At 36.9% G+C, this 21424-nt stretch carries 15 protein-coding genes; all 15 read left to right on the forward strand.

The features are described from left to right. Nucleotides 1-27: 27 nt before the first annotated feature. The 15 genes from fba (at nt 28) to NST21_RS08795 (ending at nt 20996) form a co-directional block, all read left to right on the forward strand. The gene (fba, locus tag NST21_RS08725; protein ID WP_340888703.1) at nt 28-906 is read left to right on the forward strand and encodes a class II fructose-1,6-bisphosphate aldolase; all 879 of its coding nucleotides are present in this window, start codon (nt 28-30) and stop codon (nt 904-906) included. A 77-nt stretch (nt 907-983) separates the two neighbouring features. Continuing rightward, nucleotides 984-1244 (forward strand): DeoR family transcriptional regulator, encoded by a 261-nt coding sequence (locus NST21_RS08730; protein ID WP_445670495.1) that lies wholly within the window; start codon nt 984-986, stop codon nt 1242-1244. Between the two features lie 432 nt (nt 1245-1676). Further along, nucleotides 1677-3065: a purine-cytosine permease family protein gene (locus tag NST21_RS08735; RefSeq protein ID WP_340888704.1), complete on the forward strand. Its 1389-nt coding sequence runs from the start codon at nt 1677-1679 to the stop codon at nt 3063-3065. Nucleotides 3066-3759: 694 nt separating this feature from the next. After that, entirely contained in the window at nt 3760-5124 is a 1365-nt protein-coding gene (locus tag NST21_RS08740; RefSeq protein WP_340892481.1) for an MFS transporter, read from the forward strand. A 94-nt stretch (nt 5125-5218) separates the two neighbouring features. Then, a complete protein-coding gene (locus NST21_RS08745) occupies nt 5219-5677 on the forward strand; it encodes an RbsD/FucU domain-containing protein (protein WP_340888705.1) in 459 nt (152 codons plus the stop codon). Between the two features lie 29 nt (nt 5678-5706). Next, nucleotides 5707-6480 carry an alpha/beta hydrolase gene (locus tag NST21_RS08750; RefSeq protein WP_340888706.1) on the forward strand — a complete coding sequence of 258 codons (774 nt, stop codon included), beginning with the start codon at nt 5707-5709 and terminating at the stop codon, nt 6478-6480. A gap of 441 nt (nt 6481-6921) precedes the next feature. Next, complete coding sequence (locus tag NST21_RS08755; RefSeq protein ID WP_340888707.1) at nt 6922-8802, forward strand: cobalamin B12-binding domain-containing protein; 1881 nt, start codon at nt 6922-6924, stop codon at nt 8800-8802. Between the two features lie 157 nt (nt 8803-8959). Beyond that, nucleotides 8960-10927 (forward strand): hydantoinase/oxoprolinase family protein, encoded by a 1968-nt coding sequence (locus NST21_RS08760; RefSeq protein ID WP_340888708.1) that lies wholly within the window; start codon nt 8960-8962, stop codon nt 10925-10927. Nucleotides 10928-11169: 242 nt separating this feature from the next. Beyond that, nucleotides 11170-12207 carry an ROK family protein gene (locus tag NST21_RS08765; protein ID WP_340888709.1) on the forward strand — a complete coding sequence of 346 codons (1038 nt, stop codon included), beginning with the start codon at nt 11170-11172 and terminating at the stop codon, nt 12205-12207. Nucleotides 12208-12729: 522 nt separating this feature from the next. After that, a complete protein-coding gene (locus tag NST21_RS08770) occupies nt 12730-14262 on the forward strand; it encodes an aldehyde dehydrogenase family protein (protein ID WP_340888710.1) in 1533 nt (510 codons plus the stop codon). Nucleotides 14263-14421: 159 nt separating this feature from the next. After that, nucleotides 14422-15774, forward strand: coding sequence for an aspartate aminotransferase family protein (locus NST21_RS08775; protein WP_340888711.1), 1353 nt, complete (start codon nt 14422-14424; stop codon nt 15772-15774). Nucleotides 15775-15839: 65 nt separating this feature from the next. Then, nucleotides 15840-16874, forward strand: a complete 1035-nt coding sequence (locus NST21_RS08780; protein WP_340888712.1) for an ROK family protein — start codon at nt 15840-15842, stop codon at nt 16872-16874. Nucleotides 16875-17006: 132 nt separating this feature from the next. Continuing rightward, a complete protein-coding gene (locus tag NST21_RS08785) occupies nt 17007-18233 on the forward strand; it encodes a Glu/Leu/Phe/Val family dehydrogenase (RefSeq protein WP_340892482.1) in 1227 nt (408 codons plus the stop codon). A 1318-nt stretch (nt 18234-19551) separates the two neighbouring features. After that, nucleotides 19552-20280: a DNA-methyltransferase gene (locus NST21_RS08790; protein WP_340888713.1), complete on the forward strand. Its 729-nt coding sequence runs from the start codon at nt 19552-19554 to the stop codon at nt 20278-20280. Between the two features lie 257 nt (nt 20281-20537). Further along, nucleotides 20538-20996 (forward strand): GNAT family N-acetyltransferase, encoded by a 459-nt coding sequence (locus NST21_RS08795; protein ID WP_340888714.1) that lies wholly within the window; start codon nt 20538-20540, stop codon nt 20994-20996. Nucleotides 20997-21424: the final 428 nt, after the last annotated feature.

Here is a 21424-nt window from a genome sequence, read left to right on the forward strand (position 1 = left end):
CATGGGGACAAAGGGAGGTTTAATAAAATGGCTATAGTTTCTAAGAAAGAAGCAAGTTTAGTATCAATGAAGGAAATGCTTTTTAAGGGTAAAGAAGGGAAGTATGCTGTAGGACAATTCAATATTAACAGTTTACAATGGGCCCAAGCGATCTTACAGGCTGCTGAAGAAGAACGTTCTCCAGTCATTTTAGCGGCCTCCGATCGACTTGTTGATTTTTTAGGTGGTTTTCATACCATTGCTGGGATGATTAAGGGGCTTATCGAAGAGATGCTAATCACCGTTCCGGTTGCACTACATTTGGACCATGGAATGAATGTGGAAAGATGTAAACAAGCGATAGATGCCGGTTTTAGTTCGGTTATGATTGATGGATCCCATTCTCCGATTGATGAGAATATCTCGATGACAAAACAGGTTGTTGATTACGCATGGCCTCATGGTGTATCGGTTGAAGCAGAAGTTGGAACCGTTGGTGGTAATGAAGACGGCCTTGTTGGCGGCATCAAATATGCTGATCCTAAGGAATGTTTACGAATTGTAAGTGAAACCGGTATTGACGCTTTAGCGGCTGCTCTCGGTTCTGTTCACGGTCTCTATCAAGGAGAACCTAAATTAGGCTTTGCTGAAATGAAGTATATTTCCGAGTTGACAGATATCCCACTCGTTTTACACGGTGGTTCGGGCATTCCTGATTATCAGATTCAGAAAGCCATTGAACTTGGACATGCAAAGATTAATGTGAATACGGAATGCTTACAAGCATGGACAAATGCTGTTCGCCAGGTTTTAGCAAGCGACAGCGATGTTTTTGACCCGCAGAAAATACTCACACCTGGTACAAAAGCAATCATTGCAACCGTTAAAGAAAAAATGAGAATATTTAAGTCAAGCCATAGGGCCTAATTAAGGGGGAATGCTTTTTAAGAGAAAAAAGACATTCCCTTAACCTGAGTAAAAAGAAGTACATATATAGGGAGATTTTGATTAAGAAAAAACTGATTTTTCAAATGAAAGATTATGTTTTCGAAAACCAATCAGCTTCTTTAGATGAACTTTTTACTGTTCCCAAAAATACCCTTAGGCGTGATGTTAAGGAGCTGGTTGAACTTGGAAAAATAAAAAAGTTTACGGCGGCGTTAATGATTCAACCCTTGTATCCTTTCATGATCGAAGATACTTTAAAATTTATAGCTGACAGTAGCCTAAAGGACATAACGCCTCTAAGAGTTCCACTAGCATAATATTCATAATATTTTATTTAGGTTAAATTTCAAATGAATTAAAGTTCAATTTAATAATGATACTTTCTGAGTAGAATAACGAAAAAAGGAGTTCTATACTACACTGCATAAAGCAGCACCAAGAAAGCCTTCATTTTTCTTCTTTTTAAAGAAAGCGTTTACTTGTATGCGAGGTATCTTGTAACATTACTAATAATGTAAGTTAGAACATCTACCCAAAAGTTTTATCAAGCGATAATATTTTGGTCTATAAACTACCTCTTTAATTAACTCTTATAAAAAGTAAATTAGAAAACATAACGAGTTTATGGATTCGACAAAAAAACTATGTATAACTGATTACAACCCCTAAATCATTGATAAACCCAAAAAAATTTGAGGTTTAACAAATCCACCCACTGTGGTGTGATTGTTATAGTAAGGAGGAATATTATGAACATTGAAAGGCGTAGTATTGAATTTGTTCCAGAGGAAGAGAGGCACGGTAGCGTAAAAAGCTTGTTTACTATATGGTTTAGTGCAAACATGCAAATTTCAACTGCTATAAACGGTGCATTAGGTATTATGTTAGGCTTAAATCTTTTTTGGACCTTTGTTGCCCTTATTATAGGAAACTTGATTGGAGGCATTTTTATGGCCTCTCACTCAGCCCAAGGACCGCACATTGGTATTCCTCAGATGATTTCAAGTCGTGCACAATTCGGTGTTAAAGGCGCAGTGTTTCCGATTTTCATAGTCTTTTGCTCATACATTTTGTTTACCGGTGCGAATGCTTTAATTGTAAAAGATTCTATCCAAGCTGCTATTCCTATGTCTGATAATTTGGGGTTCATCGTATTCGGTGTTCTTACATTGATTGTTAGCTTCCTTGGATATGACTTTATTCACAAAATCGGAAAGTTTTTAACGGTTTTATCGTCAATCATTTTTTTGATTGCAACTATTCTAGTCTTCCAACTAGATTTTCCAGCGGGCTCTTGGTCACCTAATGAAGGGTTTCACTTTGTAACATTTATGCTGGTCATTAGCTTTGCTGCTTCATGGGAACTTGGATTTGGCCCTTATGTAGCAGACTACTCTCGGTATCTTCCCTGTAGTACACCAACATCAAAAACATTTTTGTACAGTTATGCAGGGAATGTGCTTGGTGCTACATGGATGATGCTTTTAGGCGCTCTTTTGGCAGCGGGTATCCCCAACTTTACGAATACGGTAAGTTCTAGTATTGCAAAAATGTTTGGTCCATTTGCCGGTTTTGCCTACCTAACGATCTTTCTTGGGATTCTATTACTCAATACGCTCAATCTTTATAGTGCATACATGTCCTGGGTGACTATGATTGCCTACAAAAGTACTGGAATAAGTTCAAAATTCAAATTTGGAATTATGCTCGGGTGCATCGTAGCTGCAACAGCAATAGCAATTGGGACACAACATAATTTCAACGCATACTTCGCAGACCTTATGGTGGGGCAAATGTACGTTTTACTTCCATGGACTGCCATTAATCTAGTAGATTTCTACTTAATACGTAAAGGGCAATATATTGTACCGGATATATATGATGAAAAAGGCATATATGGTAAGTATAATTGGACTTCTCTAACCTGTTATCTAATTTCGGTTATTGTAGCAATTCCATTTATGGGCTTTTCGTTCTATCAAGGATTTGTTCTGAAGGCCCTGGGTGGGGCAGATATTACCTGGGCTGTAGGTTTACTTGTCCCAGCGGTACTCTACTACCTGATAATGAGAAACAAAGTAAGCACTCCTATAAAACTAGCAGAAGGCGAGACAGCCACAGCCATTGCAAAGGAGTAATCCACTTCTCTTAATACAAGGTTTATATACTTTATCCCCCGGTTTATGTTAATAACAATTTATAATCTGGCAGGGACCGGGCTTGGCGAGAATCTAAGATTTAATAAATGAGCCAGTAACAAGTTGAAAATAGTCTATTAAAGGCTTTATATAAAGAAGCCAATAAATATATGCCTGAGTATTGGTAGATAACAGATTTATTGGTACATACTTGGACAATCCGTATTTAGACAGATCCTGTAGGATCAGACTATTCGATGTTTAAGTTAATGAAATATTGATTATTATACCTCATTGAAAACGCTTATCCTTGGCTAAGAGCCACTTTGTTAAGGCAGTAGAAAAAGGGCTCTTCATAAGAAAAGCAGATTAAACTATAATTAATTCTTTAAACTATTTAGAACATAAAAAATGTCCTATAATCAAAAAAACCGCCTTATGAAAGTTATTCATTAAAATTAAATTTTCTAAGCTTTCACTTTTAGGGTGAAATTGAAAATACATCCAAGATATTTTCTCCTAAGTTACTATTTACGTCTTCAAATCAGTAAATCAAAGCTGAACAAAATGATTTACAGACATCTTTGTAGTTTCTATAAACTGAAATATGCATTTAGAGCTGCAGATAAATTAATTGACAAAATAGTTACTGTAAAATAAAGGACCATTAAATTAAAGGAGAGAAATATTGGATATGGATATGAAATCGGGGTTTCGAAAAACGAAATATTCTCGTCGCAAAGTAATAATGATTACACTCGGAGGTTCTATCCTTGAGTACTATAATTATTCACTATACGGGTTGGCAGCGGCACTAATTTTCAATCATCAATTCTTCCCGAACGTAACACCAGCACTAGCAATTGTGCTTTCATTAGCTACATTTGGTTCAGGGTTTTTAGCACAGCCTCTTGGATCTATTCTTTTTAGTCATATTGGTGACAAACATGGACGAGCACGCTCTCTGTTCATAACAATGATTTTGTTGGGGGGGGTGACCGTTGGTATAGGTCTTGTACCTAACTATTCCACTATTGGGATTTGGGCCCCAATTAGTCTGTTATTCTTGCGCGTAGTCCAGGGAATTGCTGCCGGAGGAGAGATGTCGGGGTCTGCTATCTTCGGATTGGAATCAGCGCCAGACAATAAACGGGCACTCTATGGTAGTTTCACATCCATGGGTTCTGGAATTGGTGCTTTAACTGGGGTAATTATATTTTTCACTATAAGTGAAGTATTTGGGGAAAGAGCATTCCAGGAATGGGCTTGGAGAATTCCATTTCTATTTGGTGCCGTAATTCTTGTATTTGTTTTCCTTGCACGAAGAGGGGTTGTTGAACAAGAGAAGATAGAGTTTGAGAAGAAGGAGCAGCAAAGTGAGATTGCAAGTTTTCCTTTAGGAGAGGTTTTCCGAAACTATAAGCTGACATTCCTAAAAGTTGTAGGCGTTGAAATAGGATACATGGCATTTGCAATGCTAGGAGCCATATACTTTTTGACCTACCTTAAAAGTGTAGGTTTCTCTGATCATGTGACAATGTTTGCTCAGATATTATACCAAGTCGTTATTGTTCCTCTAGTACCCGTTATGGCTATGATTTCTGATAATTGGAATCGGAAAGCATTAATGTGTATCGGTTCTATTCTGAATATTTGCACAATGACTGCGTTTTTCATGATAGTACCTGGATCTGCACCTATGGTTGTTTATATTCTCACCATTGCCGTAGCAGTGACTACGACAGTAATGTATGGTGGGATGCTGACATTCCTAGCAGAACAATTTCCAGCACGAATCCGTTACACAGGATTTGGAGTGGCATTTGCAGTTGGTGGTGCAATCGGTGGAGGTTTTGGTCCGACTGTAGCCGCTATCATTTTTGGTGCATCTAATAGAAGCGGGATTATGCTTTCCTTGTTTGCAGCCGGACTTGGATTGCTTATGGTTATCTCCACACTAGGTTTAAAGAACCATTCTCAGTGTATGCTTGAAGAAATTGATACTGATTTAGTTCACTCAACTGAAGCTATCCAAAAGTATGTTGAATCTGGAAAGTAAACATCTATTATTGATGAGGCCGCAGTATAAGCCTTTATTATATATAATAACTGCAGAAAGGAAATGAGGAAGAATGTCTGAAAAAAAGAGAATATTGAATGAAAGGTTGGCGTCCATCGTTGCAACCCTTAGACATGGAGAGATGATTTATGTTGCAGATGCAGGAAGTGGGACATCTAGCAAATCTATTATTCCTCTTGCACCTGAAGTTGAATATCTTGATCTTGGAGTTGTCACTGGATCACCGTGTTTTGATGATGTGGTCTCAACACTGGTTGCCGCAGGTGATTTCGAGGCTGCCATTGTGGCTAAGGATATGCCACTAGCAAATCCAAAGCATTTCAATTTGTTGACAGATCTTTTTAGCGAAGATAAAGTCTACACGATTTTATACGCTCCAGATCTTTATGAAGCACGAAATAGGTGCAAAGCAGTAATTCAGACTGGAGATTATAGTATTCATGCTAACGCTATTATCGTTGCGGGTTACCCAAGTGCAGATATAGACTTGGATATTCTCTTAGGAAAAAAGATTTTTAGTACTGACGAGTAAGATCTAAAGAGAAGAAAGGAGGTAATGAAATGCCTTTTATTTACAATCAGAAGAGACCAATCTACTATCGGGTTTGGGATAATGAACGCCCAAATGCGAATATCGTATTCCTTCACGGAATTGGAGAGCATAGTGGTTTATATCATAGGTTTGCTCATTCACAGAATTCACAGGGGTATCGGGTATGGGCTATAGACCATACTGGCCACGGTCATACACCTGGTCGTTTGGAGGAAGCGTACGATGTGTTCGGTTTGGCTAAAAATGCAAGTCAACTTTTGCAAATCGTCCAGTCTCAAGATAATTTACCGATAGTTCTTATGGGTCATTCATTAGGAGGAGTTACAGCGAGTTTACTTGTAAGTGAAGAAAAATCGCTATCAATACAGGGGCTAGTCCTATCAGGAACCCCTTTGGATCCAATACCCGAACTAGGTGATCTAAACTCAATAGACATGTCACTGGACCCAGGATATTTAGATGAGTTGAGCGTAGACCCATTAATTCCGCATGAAGAAATTGACTTTTCTCAATTGAACAAGAGTTTGGCTCGCGCTCAAGATGTCATTTCTTCGAAAATTGATACATGGTCATTTCCTGTTTTTTTCTTGAATGGTGAGGTGGATCCAATCGCACCTCCGACAATGGCGAGAAAATGGGCTAGGCGCATACCGTCAGGACATGCTATTGAGATTAGGGATGGGCATCATGATCTTATTAATGACTTGTGCCACGCAAGGGTATCTCAACTTGTGTCTTCATTCGCCTATGAAGTGACTTCGAAGGAGATCATAAAACACTGACATACACCGTGACCGCAGCTGACGAAGAAAAGAAGAATGGGCTTGTGTAAACTACCTGTGTAGCATGTAAAAAAAGAATTCAAAGAGTAAGTACAAATGAATAAGGGTGTCACAAAGTTTTTTGGGACACCCTTTATATGCAAAACACAAGATTAAAAGTATCTACTATTTTTAAGTAGCTTAACAGTTATTTCATACTGTTCATTTTGATTTAAACAAGGTGGATATGGATTTTTTAGACAAGACATCAGATATCCTATTTTTGTATTTATAAAATTTAGAATATATAAATAAAATTTAATATTCATTATTGACAGCCATTAAAGCGGGTATTAACTTAATACATACGATAATACTTAACGAAATTATTAAAGGAAAACACCGGGTCGCAAAATTGGTAGAGAAATTGAAGATATACCCTGTTTAAAGAAGTTTTTTGTATTGTTTTACAAACACAGCAGTCATTTCAAGAAGAAAATTAAAACGAGAATAAATGATTTAATAGCGATTGATTATTCTATTTTAAGAGAGGCAGGAAAAGAAATGAATGCAGCAATAAAAGAGTATATAGCTAGTTTAATTCCTAAGGGTTTCCCGGATGGAAGGGACTTAGTTAAAGAAGGAATAGAAATAGGTAATAGTTTCGAATTGGGTAGAAATAAATTTTTACAGAAGTATGGGTATAAAAACTATTTAGAATATCGGAAGGACTGTGTTTCCAAGGGTAAAATGATTTGGCAACTTTTACTTGGATTATCTTCATTGGAGGAAGAATTAGACGCGATTAAGGAATTAGATGAATTTTCAAATCGTACAGGGCTAGATATAAGAACTATACAGTCAATACCTAGTATGTTAGTGGCGCTTCCTCATGAATATTGGGAAAATGCACCTAAACCTACCAGTTATTTAATGAAAGTAGAGAAGGACTGGTTTGACCATTCTGATGCGGCACCAATTGCAGTTATTTGGCAAGACTGGCATTTATCAAGTCCTAACAATTTGAAAAATACTATATATGCATTAAAAGCAGGATCACCTAGAATTGGCACATTTTCCCAATTGATTTGGGACTACCCAGGATATAAGGACGAAGAAAATCGGTTTTCAGATATGGTCAGATCCTTGGGGATTATAGCTTCCAAACGAGATGATTTTATAACTGCTGATACATATCCTGAAGATGGGTTACCCGGATATTTTCTTGATGTAGCTTCTTATGTAGGCTATACGTTAGTGGAACACTATATTACTGAAAAACTGTGCGGGGCAAAAATGTCAATCAGTTATGGCGGTTTATTAACAGAAATACAACCAAGGATGGCTTTTGGAATGGCTATGCACAAACTGTTGGGTTCTGAGGACGAACCTATTCTATCTTATTATAATGGGGGAACAATTGATCAGTGGGATCACGACATTAATGCCAATTTCGGTACAGGTGTTCAGGAAATGCTCATAGAGATACTAGTAGAATTAAAATATAAGATGCATACAGCTATCAGTCCTGTTTCTGTAACAGAAAAGCTCCGAGTACCAACACTTCAGGAATTATTTGATATTGCAGCAGCAGGAAGAAGAGCGGAAGAAAAAGCAAAAGAATGGCTTCCATTAATGGATTTTAGCCCCTTAGAGAAAATGAGAGATGAGTTAATAGAAAAAGGCACTATTTTTTTTAACAATGTATTAGATGGTTTTAAGGAAGCAGGAGTAGATATTGAAGATCCCCTTCAGATGATTGTTATGCTAAAACGTATAAATCCAGTTAAATTTGAAGAAATATTCCATCCAAGCATTGAAGAAAAAGGTACATTTACACCATACCATCCTAGTGTTCTAGGAAGACAAACTATGAATGAAAAAGAAAGAATTGTTAAAACCTTCTTAATCAATAACAAAGATACGCTAAAAGATTGTAAAGTTGTGGCTGTTTCCGCAGATGGACACAGTTATGGATTACTTTTGGTTGATAATGTATTAAGCGAGTTAGATGCAACGGTAGTGAATGGAGGAGTTGATATGGAACCTTCATCAGTGCTGGATTTAGCAGATGAAGAAGGTACAAATCTAATTCTAATTAGTATCCATTGTGGACAAGCTCTTGATTACGGTAAACAGATTCTGAAATTGGCAAAAGACCGAGGTAAGGAATACCATATATTTATGGGCGGTATGTTAAATGCCATGTTACCTGGGAATACAGAACCAGTAGATGTAACAGATAAATTAATTGAAATGGGAATCCATGCATCGAATGATTTGGTTCATATTTGTCATTTAGTCAAACAATTAGATTCATCCCGTAAGTACTCTTCCATTTAAAAAAACTTATAAACATATTACATTATGGGAATACCTTCGTTATTCTGCACCATGTTTTGATTTCTTATAGTTGGATTAAATTTAAGTATGTAATTCCATATAAACCCCATGTCTTTTAAATGGCATGGGGTTTATAAATAGGAGGGAAATTATGTCATTGATATTGGGGATTGATACGGGTGGCACTTACACTGATGGAGTAATTGTGGAATATGGAGATAAGAAAATATTGCATAAGGCCAAGTCTTTAACTACTAGAGAAGATCTAACAATAGGTATAGAAAAATGCATGAGAAACCTTAATTTTAGAGATTTTGGAAATATTTCCTTAGTATCATTATCTACAACTTTAGCAACGAATGCGATTGTGGAGGGGAAAGGGTGTAAAACTGGAGTTATTTTAATTGGTGATTGGCCTAAGGGAAAGCTCCCATCCGATAATATTGTCCTTTTAGATGGAAAATTTGATATAAAGGGTAGAGTTATAAAAAATCTCGAGGGGCAACAAGTTGGAGATGCAATTGAACAATTCAGAGGTAAAGTTGATGCCATAGCTATTTCGGGATATGCCAGCGTACGAAACCCTGAGCATGAATTATATGTAAAAAGCAAGGTTAGGGAAATGCTGAACATACCGGTTGCTTGTGGACATGAGCTAACGTCTTCTCTTGGGTTTTATGAAAGAACAGTAACATCCATTTTAAATGCCAGTTTAATACCGATTATTATGGATTTAATTAATGCTACTAAGACTGTTCTTCAAAAATACAAAATTAATGTTCCAATAATGATTGTTAAAGGTGACGGCAGTTTAATGCATGAATCTTTGGCTACTGAGAAGCCAATAGAAACTATTCTTTCAGGACCGGCGGCCAGCATCATTGGAGGGATCTTTTTAACAGATCAAAATGATGCAATCATCATGGACATGGGAGGAACTACCACAGATATCGCAATTTTGATGGAAGGTGTTGTAAGAAAAAGAAGGGAAGGAGCACAAGTAGGTGGCTGGCTAACCAGGGTGGAGGCGGCGGAAATATTTACTTTTGGAATAGGTGGAGACAGTTATTTACATATTAATATGGAAGGTCAACTTGAAATTGGACCTCAAAAAGTTTGGCCGCTTTGTGTTTTGGGTAAAAGATATCCTCACTTATCTGAAGAGTTAGAAACGTTTAGAAAAAAAGAAGAGTATCAATTATGTTCTGCACAGAAAACTGATTGTTTCATGCTTGTTAAAAAGCCAGGAAAGCTAGAATTAGGTCAGCTTGAAATGGAGATCATTAAAATTTTGGAGGAACGACCGCATAGCCTTTTGTATATAGCTCATAAGTTAGATAAAAACCCAGATCATTTAGAGTTGCAGCCTTTGGTAGATACGGGTGTTATCGCCCGTATTTCGTTAACACCTACTGATATTTTGCATGCAGAAGGAAGATATAATAAATGGGATAAGAGAATTGCTGAAATAGGTGTTAACATATTTGCAGAGCGATTAAATCAGTCGATTCGGAAATTTTTAGACATGGCCAATGAATTCATAACGAACAAATTGTGTTACGCCTGTTTACTAAGTCTTTCTGAATTTGAAAATCAGAGTATTAATTTTATCGATAAAACGGGCCCAACATATTTAAGAAATAAAGATCAATTTGGGGTATTGGTAAAGAATACATTAAAAAAGCCAATAGTAGCCGTTGGGGCTCCAGTTTCAGCATGGATGCATAAGGTTAGTGAAAAACTTAATACTTCGTTGATGATTCCGGAACATTCAGAAGTCGCCAATGCAGTGGGTGCAGCAGTAGGGCAAGTTATGGAAACTGTTGAAGTTTTAATAAGGCCAGATCAGGTTACAACATGCTTCATTGTTCATGCTCCATGGTCTAGAGAAAGTTTCAATGATTTGGAATCTTCCGTAGAATACGCTATCTCCGGTGCGAAAAAATATGTGGCGGCAACAGTGAAAGGGGCCATGAGTAATTCTTATAATGTTAATGTTCTTCAGAATCGCGAAGACATCTACACAGAGGCTTTTACTTCAAATACCGAAGACACATATGTGGAGACACGTATTAAAGTTATCGCCATAGGAAAACCGTCTTTGAAGGTTTCATTCGTAGAGTAGAATTAAAGATTTGTTATGCTGTTCTCAAGTATGATATACAGAAGCAGAGATGTTTGAAAGACAGCATTAACAATACTAGTTATATACTAGGGTGGTGATCGAAAATTAAAATGGAGACTGTTTCCCTGTTCCATTTAAATTTCTTCGCTACCCGTTTTTAGTATTCAAGATTATCAAATACTTGCCCTTGATATAAAATATACATATAATAAGTAGTATCAAAAGACATGGAGAGGGAAAAAATGAATCAAGTTATCAGCAACACCACAAAAATAAAACAGATTAACGTTGAAATGGTTAAAGATGCGTTAATTGAATTGAAATATGGTACAAAACAAACTATATCCAGTGAAACGGGCTTAAGTGTTGCAACCTGTGGAAACATCCTAAATGAGCTGGTCGAGAGTGGAGAAGTTATTGAAGTTGACTTAGAACAGCCGAGTGGCGGACGTCCAGCAAGACGTTTTATGTATAATGCTAACTACTGTTATGTTGCTTGCATTTATGTAAGTTATGAAAAAGGTGTCAATAAGATAACTCACGCTGTAACCAACCTTGTCAGTGAAATAATAGAGGAAGATTCTGTTATAGTAGATAGTATAAGTTATGAATCAATTGTTAGCCTTATTGAAAAATTAGTTGCAAAATATGAGATCATTAAGGCAATTGGTATTGGTGTTCCTGCCGTGGTTTGTGAAGGTGATGTCGTTGGAAATTGTGATATTAAGGAGCTTAGCAATCTGCCCTTGCAGAAACAGCTTAAAAAACTATTTCCAATAGAAATTATCGTTGAAAATGATATGAATCTACAAGCGTTAGGGTTTTATAGAAAACAAAATTTTCATAATAGTAAAAGTATAGCGGTTATTAATTTTCCAAAAGACAACTGTATCGGATCTGGGATAATTGTCGACGGACATATTATCAAAGGGAATACGAACTTTGCCGGCGAGGTATCCTATTTGCCTCTCGGTTTATCTCAGGATGATTTAATTAAAGAACTTGAAAAAGATGACCAGTTCTTACGGCTGGCTGTAAAAATCATTACATCGATTATCACAGTTATTAACCCTGCCACAATAGCGTTAACAGGTGAATTGGTTAAATCCGACATGATGGGAGATATTATCTCCGGTTGTAGTAAAATCGTACCAAAAGGACATATGCCAGAAATCATTGTACGAGAAAATATCCATGATGATTATATTAATGGTTTAGTTTCAGTTACGATTGAAAGTTTAGCATGTGACGTTCAGCTTGTGAAAAAAAGAATTTTTTAAGGGAAAAACAAGAAAAGGATAAAAGAAAGTTGTTAGCATTCAACTCTCTTTTATCCTTTTTTGTCGTGATTTCAGCTGGTTATGTTGACTTCTTTACCTGTATTCAAACAATTTGAATGCTAATTGTTTGGCCTTTCTCTGATCTTTGGTTGCAGCCTTTCTCTTTCTGAAATATTTCACTTTTAATTCCTCACTTATAGAAATTTCATTTCTTCAACTTTTTATGAACAAATAAAATCTGCCTGAGATTGAAAAAACGAAGACTTAAAAAATACATAAAAAAGAAGTGTAAATAAAATTGAAAAAATTTAGTTTTTTTGTTGACACCTTAAAAAACGGGTGATAACATAAGACATACGATAACACTTAACGAAAGTGTTGTTAAAACTTCGATAGGAGGAAAAATAGAGTTACATACATTTTGACTATTACTTTAAAAAACAACTCTATCAAGTAGCAAAAGATAACAGTAACAAAAATATTGGTAAACAAAAAAACAATTTAATCAGGAGGAATTCAATCATGGCATCTACTGTGACAAATATGAAAACGTTGGAAGTTATTGATGAGTCAAACGGTAAAGTAGTTGGTACCGTTCCATACTATAACGGAGAAGAAATTGCAGAGATGGTTGATGTTGCTTACGCGATTCAGCCTAGATGGGAAAATGTACCGCTCTTTGAAAAAGGTAAAATTCTGTATAAGTTTAGCGACCTCGTTGATGAGCATAGAGAAGAAATCGCCATGTTCATGTCCAAAGAGATGGGTAAGCCGATCACACAGTCAAGAGCAGAAACCACCTATGCCGCTGAAATCGGCAGAGCCAACATTGAAGTTGGCAAGCACCTGTACGGCCAGGTTTTGTGCGACAGCAGTGAAGGTTATGAAAATCACGTCATATTCACAAAACGTGAGGCTCTGGGCGTAATTGCCTGCATAATTCCGTTCAACTACCCTGTTGAACTGACAATGCAGAAAATTGTTCCCGCACTGCTGATGGGCAATACCTGTATTGTTAAAGCTGATAATCATGCAGCCTGTAATGTAAAGCTCCTGATTGACTTGGCTTACGAGGCTGGCGTTCCGAAAGAGGCTCTTCATTTCATTACTGCTAGCAAGGAAGATACCACTAAAAACCTGCTGACTAACCCGAAGGTTGCAGCCATTGCTATGACTGGTAGTACAGATTCTGGTTCTGATATGATGCGTTATGCTGCTCCTACCATCAAAAATGTTCATCTGGAGCTCGGTGGTAATGACCCGCTGATCATTACTGAAGAAGTTGCTGATGATCCGGAACAGATGGTAAAAGCTATTGAATGTTTGGGCTGGGGTCGCATTATCGAAAACAATGGTCAAGTTTGTGCTTCTCCGAAGAGAACAATCGTTCATAAGAGAGCCAAAGATGCCTTCGTTAAGTGCCTAATTAAGTTCTGTGAAGGCCTGAAGCGCGGTCATGCTACAGATCCAACAGCTGATCTGACCCGTCTTGTCACTGTTAAAGCTGCTGAGAGAGTTGAGGCTCAGATCAAGCACACTGTTGAGCAGGGCGCAAACATTATCTATGGCGGCAAACGCGACGGTAGTGCCATGGACGTTACCATTCTTGACAACGTAACCAAGGATATGGATATTGCCAAAGACATGGAAGTCTTCGGACCTATTATTCCGATCATCACATTTGAAACGGATGAAGAGGCCATTGAAATTGCTAACCAGTCCAAGTATGGTTTGAGTGCTTCTGTTGTTACAAAGGATCTGAAGAAATCCTACTATTTCGCAGAGCGCATCGAGTCTTCTGCTGTTTGGGTTAACGGCTCCAGCGCTTTAAGACATAATGATCAGCCGTTCGGCGGCACAAAGCAGACCGGTATCGGTTATGAAGGTGGCGGATACACTTGTGCTGAATTCTCCAGACTGAAGACCTATGGCTTCTGTGATGTTTCTCCGAAAGAGAAGCTATTCAATCACGAAGACGGCATGGGAGACTTCCTGGATTTTGACAGATACACATCTGAAGTTAAGAAACTGGCTAATGAGCTAATAAATAAATAAGTTCTTTAATAGCAGCTACGGTTTAAATTAAAACTATAAAGCGAACATATTTCAATAAGCTGTTTCCTCCCTTTTTCTTTAGGAAAAGGGGAGGAATCTTATTTTGAATCAAGAAAACCATAAGATCATTTATTCTTAGTGTAAAAAGGAGGAATTGAAATGGGTCAAGTTGGAGCGAATAAACAGCATGGTTTATATGAAGAAGCCAAAAAGTACATGCCTGGAGGAGTTTCAGCGGGCGGCAGATATCATGGTATTTTCGGACAGCCGCTTTATTTGGACAGAGCATCCGGATCCAGACTATACGATGTTGATGGTAATGAATATATTGATTATTATGCATGTGCAGGTGCAGCATTATTTGGATACGAACATCCAAGGCTAAGAGCCGCTATAGACAAGGCAGTGGAAAAGGGTTTTTTCATGAACTTCGATACGGAATATCATATAGAATTAGCGAAATTGTTCCGTAAGATTTTTCCAAGTGCTGAAAAAATGCGTCTTTGCAACACAGGTACAGAGGCGACTCTCGGAGCAATCCGTTTGGCAAGAAGCTATACTGGAAAAGACATAGTCATTAAGTTTGAAGGACATTTTCATGGAATGCATGAAATGATTTGGTACAATCACAACACTACAGCAAAAATTGATCAATACGGAGAAGTTGAATCGGTACCTGATTCTTTAGGATTCCCTGACGTTTCAAAAGAAGTTGTAAAAAATGTGGTGTTTAATGATATTGATGCATTAGAACATGCCGTTAAGAAATATAAGGACAACTTAGCTGCGATTATTCTTGAGCCAATTAGCTTTAACTGTGGATGCTATGCAACAAGAAAAGAATATTTAGAGCAAGTCCGTGAATTATGCGACAGAGAAGGAATTGTCCTGATTTTTGATGAAGTCATTACTGGGCTTCGCATGAGTCCAGGAAGCGCACAATTATATTATGGAGTTACTCCGGATCTTACTACTGCAGCGAAAGCAATCGGTGGCGGTTTCCCAATCTCGGTTATTCTTGGTAAGGAAGAAATTATGAACTGCCTGAATCCTTTAGGAAAAACGGTTATGAGCGGTACATATTCGGGTGCGCTTATGCCGGTATTAGCAACAATCGAGTGCCTAAATATGGCTATGGAACCAGGTTTTTATAATCATATAGAAGAAGTGGGAAATGCTTTATATGGTGGCATGAACAAGCTTTTTGAAAAACATGGAGTCCCTGGTCATGTTAGAGGAATAGGAGCTAGATTTGCCATTTATTTTGGAGTTGAAAACCCCGAAGACGATTTTGATTTCAGAAAAGTTGCTGAGAAAATGGATCGAAATCTTTACAAAAGATTCATAGCTGAGTGTTTACCAAACGGGTTATTCTTCCATGATACGGCAGGCCCTAAATCACCAGCTCATTATGGTATTACGTCCCAACACACAGTGGATGATGTAGCTATAACTCTTGAGAAAATGGATAAAATTTTCTCGAAATTAGGCAATACCAAGGTAAGCCTATAAAAAGTGTATTGATCCTGAGTAGACGCTTTTAATTGTGTTTAGCGAAAGACTTGGAGAGGAAAAGCATGAATCAAGTTATCAGCAATACCACTAGGATTAAACAGATTAACGTTGAATTAGTAAAAGATGCGTTAATTGAATTGGTATATGGGACTAAACAGTCAATATCTAATATAACTGGACTAAGTGTGGCAACCTGCGGGAATATCCTAAATGAACTGATCGAAAGTGGAGAAGTTATTGAAATCGACTTGGAACAGCCGAGTGGGGGACGGCCTGCAAGACGTTTTATGTATAATGCCAACTACTCATATGTTGCTTGTATTGATCTTAGTTATCAACAAGGGATCTATAAGATTGCTTACGCAGTAACAAATCTTGTTGGGGAAATAATCGAAGAAGATTCCGTTACCGTAGATAACATAACGTATCAATCAATAGTTCATCACATTGATAGGTTGATTGCAAATTACAAGATTATTAAGGCGATTGGTATTGGTGTTCCTGCAGTGGTTTATGAAGGTGTGGTCGTTGGTGAATGTGATATTAAGAATCTTACTAATTTCCCTTTGGAGAAAGAACTCAAAATAGTTTTTGACAAGAAGATTATCGTTGAAAACGATATGAATTTAAAAGCATTAGGGTTCTATCGAAAACAAAATTATGATCCTGACCAAAATATAGCGGTGATTAATTTTCCAAAAGACAAATGTATAGGGTCCGGAGTCATCGTTGGCGGTCATGTTGTAAAAGGCAATACGAACTTTGCCGGGGAAGTATCTTATCTGCCACTGGATGTTCCACAGGAACAATTAGTTTATGAGCTTAACAAGGATGGTCGTCTTGTACCGCTGGTTGTAAAAATAATTACATCAGTAATTGCAGTTATTAACCCTGCCACCATCGCGTTAACAGGGGAACTGGTTAAGTCGGACATGCTGGAGGATATTTTTAATGGTTGCCTGGAAATCATCCCAAGAGAACATCTGCCTGAAATTATTATCCGCGAAAATATTCAGGATGATTATATCAATGGATTGGTTTCGGTTACGATTGAAAGTTTGACATGCGATGTTCAGTTGGTCAAAAAAAGAATTTAAAGCTGAAAAAATGTACCTCGGGCTAAGCTTCATGCTTTAAATAATAAATAGTAAGAGGTGTCACCAATGGCTGTAGGTGCTGTTTTAAACGAAATTAAAAAACAACAACAAGAGGAACAAGAATCTTTAGAAATGTATCACTCTACGCAGAGGGTTATTCATGAAGCCTTAGAAAGATTAGGCTTTGGACAACAAATGTACGAGTTGTTAAAAGAACCATTACGGTTTTTGGAGGTTCGCATCCCAGTAAGAATGGATGATGGAACCGTTAAAGTATTTACAGGCTATCGTTCACAGCATAATGATTCTGTTGGTCCGACTAAAGGAGGCATTCGCTTCCATCCGGAAGCAGATGCAGCCGAAGTAAAAGCGTTATCGATATGGATGAGCTTAAAATGTGGAATTACCAATCTTCCATTTGGTGGTGGTAAAGGTGGAATCATTTGTGACCCGCGTCAAATGTCAGTGAGAGAGCTTGAATCCTTAAGCCGAGGTTATGTTCGTGCAATCAGCCAGATCGTTGGTCCCAATAAAGATATCCCTGCACCAGATGTATACACCAACTCGCAAATCATGGCGTGGATGATGGATGAATACAGCCATTTGCGCGAGTTTGACTCACCAGGATTTATTACTGGTAAACCAATCGTCTTGGGTGGCTCAAAAGGGCGTGAAACGGCAACTGCCCGTGGTGTAGCTATTGTCATTGAGGAGGCAGCTAAGAAAAAAGGAATTGACCTAAAAGATGCTCGCGTGGTTATTCAAGGTTTTGGAAATGCTGGAAGCTACTTGGCCAAATTTATGCATAATGCCGGGGCAAAGGTTGTAGGCGTATCTGATGTTTACGGGGCAATTGCCGATCCGAATGGACTGGATATTGATTACCTGCTCGATCGCAGAGACAGCTTTGGAACATTCTCTAAGCTTTTTAACAATACCATTTCCAACAAAGTACTTTTCGCATTAGATTGTGATATTTTAGTTCCTGCTGCAATTTCGAACCAAATAACCGAGCAAAATGCATATGATATTAAAGCATCGATTGTAGTTGAAGCAGCAAATGGCCCAACAACCCTTGAAGCAACTAAGGTTTTAAATGAACGGGGTGTTTTTCTTGTTCCGGACATTCTATCCAATGCCGGCGGTGTGACGGTATCCTATTTTGAATGGGTACAAAATAATCAAGGCTACTACTGGACGGAAGAAGAAGTGGACAAAAAGCTGAAAAAGATTATGGTTGATTCTTTTGAAAATGTGTACATAATATCAAAAACACATAAAGTGGATATGCGTCTTGCTGCTTATATGGTGGGAATCAAAAAGCTTGCAGAGGCTTCATGTTTCAGAGGCTGGGCTTAATCATAAAAGAGGCAGATCACGTTGGAAAACAAGCTTTTCAAATGTAAAAAAAATACGTTTCCGTACGGGAGGGGTATTTTTTTCATGTCCAAATGAAATCTGCCCAGGTTACTAAAAGTTGGTCATAAGATGGATGATTCGATTGTGATTCGTGGAGCTCATGAGAATAATTTAAAAAATGTCAATCTTAATATATCTCTTGGGGTGTCTGGCTCAGGTAAATCGTAACTACTCAGCCTCTAAATAAAAATGTAAGACAAAAAGAGGTAACATCTACTAGTGTTACCCCTTTTTGAGTGGTTTGCTCAAATCTATAGTTCCCGTTTCGATCTGTTCTTGTAGAGAGTGAAAAAACTTTTATAGAAGCCTAGATCACAATAAGTCACTATGCTCTTAAATATATTTATTGAGCAAGTTGAACAGAGATTATCGTTCCGTCGCTTACCTTTCTTTTAAGCGATACTTCCTTAACAGATGGAAGGCCCGAAGGAATAATAACAGGCGTACTTGATGAAAGACCTGCTTGTTCAATCACGTCTAAATTTGAAGTTTTCCCTATCTACTCCACTTCTTTAAGTCTTTTACTGAGCATTTCGGTATTAAGAAAGAAACTATACGGGATTGATGTTGATAATCAAATGATTAATGAAATTAATGATTATCTAAAATTAGCAGATCAATCAGAGAGATACTGTCATCATTTTTTAATAGAATTAGGAGCGAGAATCTTCACGAATAAAGGTTTTGGGGGTCACCAATACGCGTTAAAACATTGCATTAGGGGGATGCTGGAACTATTGATAAAAAAATTAGATGGAGAAAAGCCTTTGTTTTTTTAATAAATGTTCCTCTCGACATGTTCTAACCCACCAATATATGAATTTTGAATTTCTGCTATCTGAAAATTCTTGTTCACCCTTTTAGCATGGAAAATACCGGATGCCACATACTTATCCGGACTCCAAATCTAAATAAATATCCTGAATACACGTTTAACTTTCGAACAAAAAAAATTTCAGGCTAGAATTGTGAAAACCAACAAATTACTATAAATTCGACATAATTTAATATCCTTACTTTATTCCCATTTAGGATATATTGTTTTTAGATTAAGCTGCCATTTAATGGTGGCTTTTTCATTTAGAAAAGTTATAAAGAAATAAAACGCCCTAATTAGGCTATTCATACGATATTTTTGGAGAAAATAATTAATTTATTAAAAAAGATCAAGTCTCCCCTAGTTTTTTTTAGATAAATAGAATTTAATTCAAACACTTAGTCAACTATGAGAATTAAATCAAGATTGGGGATAAATAAAATGACTCTAGGTAAATCAGCAGGAGAATTGAAATTAATAAATGGTGATGTCTTTAATGAAATTAAAAAGATTGATAGTAATTCTGTTCATTTAATCTGTACGGATCCACCATATTTTATATCTAGAAAGACGAATTTTAAAAGGGGTGGCGGTGACCAAAAAAAATATGGTTCTATTTCAATGGAATTTGGTAAATGGGATTTAGAAGAGAATAGATTAAATTGGTTTTCCCTTTTACAAGAATTTAAAAGAGTACTCGTTCCGGGTGGAACAATGGTCATTTTTTACGATATTTTTAAAATGAGCGATATATCACTAGTTGCAGAAAAGCTGAAGCTGAAACAAAAAAGAATAGGGTTTTGGGAAAAAACCAATCCGGTACCAATTAATGCGAAAGTAAATTATTTGTCAAATTCAAGAGAGTGTTTTATTTCCTATACTAAAGGGACAAAAAGAACGTTTAATTCTTATTATGATAGGGCTTCTTATGAAGCACCTATAGTTAGTGGGAAAGTGAGATTTCACCCTTGTCAAAAGCCAGTTCCTGTACTCGAAAAAATCATTGCAACCCATACCAATAAAGGTGAAACAGTATTAGATTGTTTTATGGGTTCAGGATCAACAGGACAGGCGGCTATAAATCTAAATCGGAACTTTATTGGTTTCGAATTAGATAATACCTACTTCAAAAGAGCTTCTAGTGCTTTGCATAAAGCTTCCGCAAGTTGAATATCAATTCTTATCTTGGTCGTGAGAAAAGTGGTTATTTGTTTATGACCAAATTTAAACTTTTAAGGAAGTAAGTAATTATCGTCCATGTTTTTCTTCGTCATCTTGAATGAATTAGATACTTATAATATACTCCCATCACAGACTGCAGGATGAGGAAATCCGGTTGAAATGTTACCCAATTTTGTGAGTTTGAGAAACTTACGATAACTTTTTTGATTTTAAACTAAAACGCGAATAGAAAGGTAAAGTTTATAATGATTAGAATTGTAAAAAAACAAGAGTTTTATATGTTTGAAGACAAAATGAGTACTGATGAATTTTCTATAAGTGATGAGGTAATTATGGATACTATCCACCAGTTCATTGATGATTACGAAGATGATGAAATAAATGTATACGGCTACTTTGATAATACTGGCGAATTGGTTGGATTGATCCGATTTTCTGAAGAGACCGTTGATTATCTTTTTGAGAGTATAGATAATTTTGCTAATTCTTTTTTTACGTTAATAGGTGTATTATTTGTTCATCCCAATTATCGAAAAAAAGGAATTGGGAAGGAATTAGTTGAGTTTGCAATATCTAAGGCTTCTACAGAAGAAATCGTAGCAGATCCCTTTGATATAGAGGCAAGTAATTTCTTTAATAGTATAGGCTTCTCACTTTGTAATAATATTGTAGATTGTGATCAATTGTTAATGCGTAAACGGTGATATCAACTCTTATGATGGGGATTCTTGGCCAGCGATATATCACTGTATATTATAAAAAAGTTTGATTAAAACCCGTTGTTGATATAGGATTTTGATTGTTCCACAAAAGGGACAGATTAGTTCAAAAATGTACTAACAGAGCATTTTGAGGAACAAGTTAAATAAAACCCTCTCAAAAATTATCGTTTGAGAGGGTTTTTATTTAAGGTTTATAGATTTTGGGAGTGTAAGTATATCTCAATTATAAACTTCCCCTACTAAAAGCATAACGAATGGAAGTTAAATAACACCCAAGACACCTTAAAGTAATGTCTACTTAGGTTCTTCAAATCTATAGGAAAGCTTATATAGCTTAGCTTGTTACTTGCCATTTAAAATACCAGACAACTACAGGAATAATTAACTATGAGGCAACTACATCTCTAGAT

Origin of the sequence: Peribacillus sp. FSL K6-1552, from assembly GCF_038005205.1 — a bacterium.
Taxonomy (GTDB): Bacteria; Bacillota; Bacilli; order Bacillales; family DSM-1321; genus Peribacillus; species Peribacillus butanolivorans.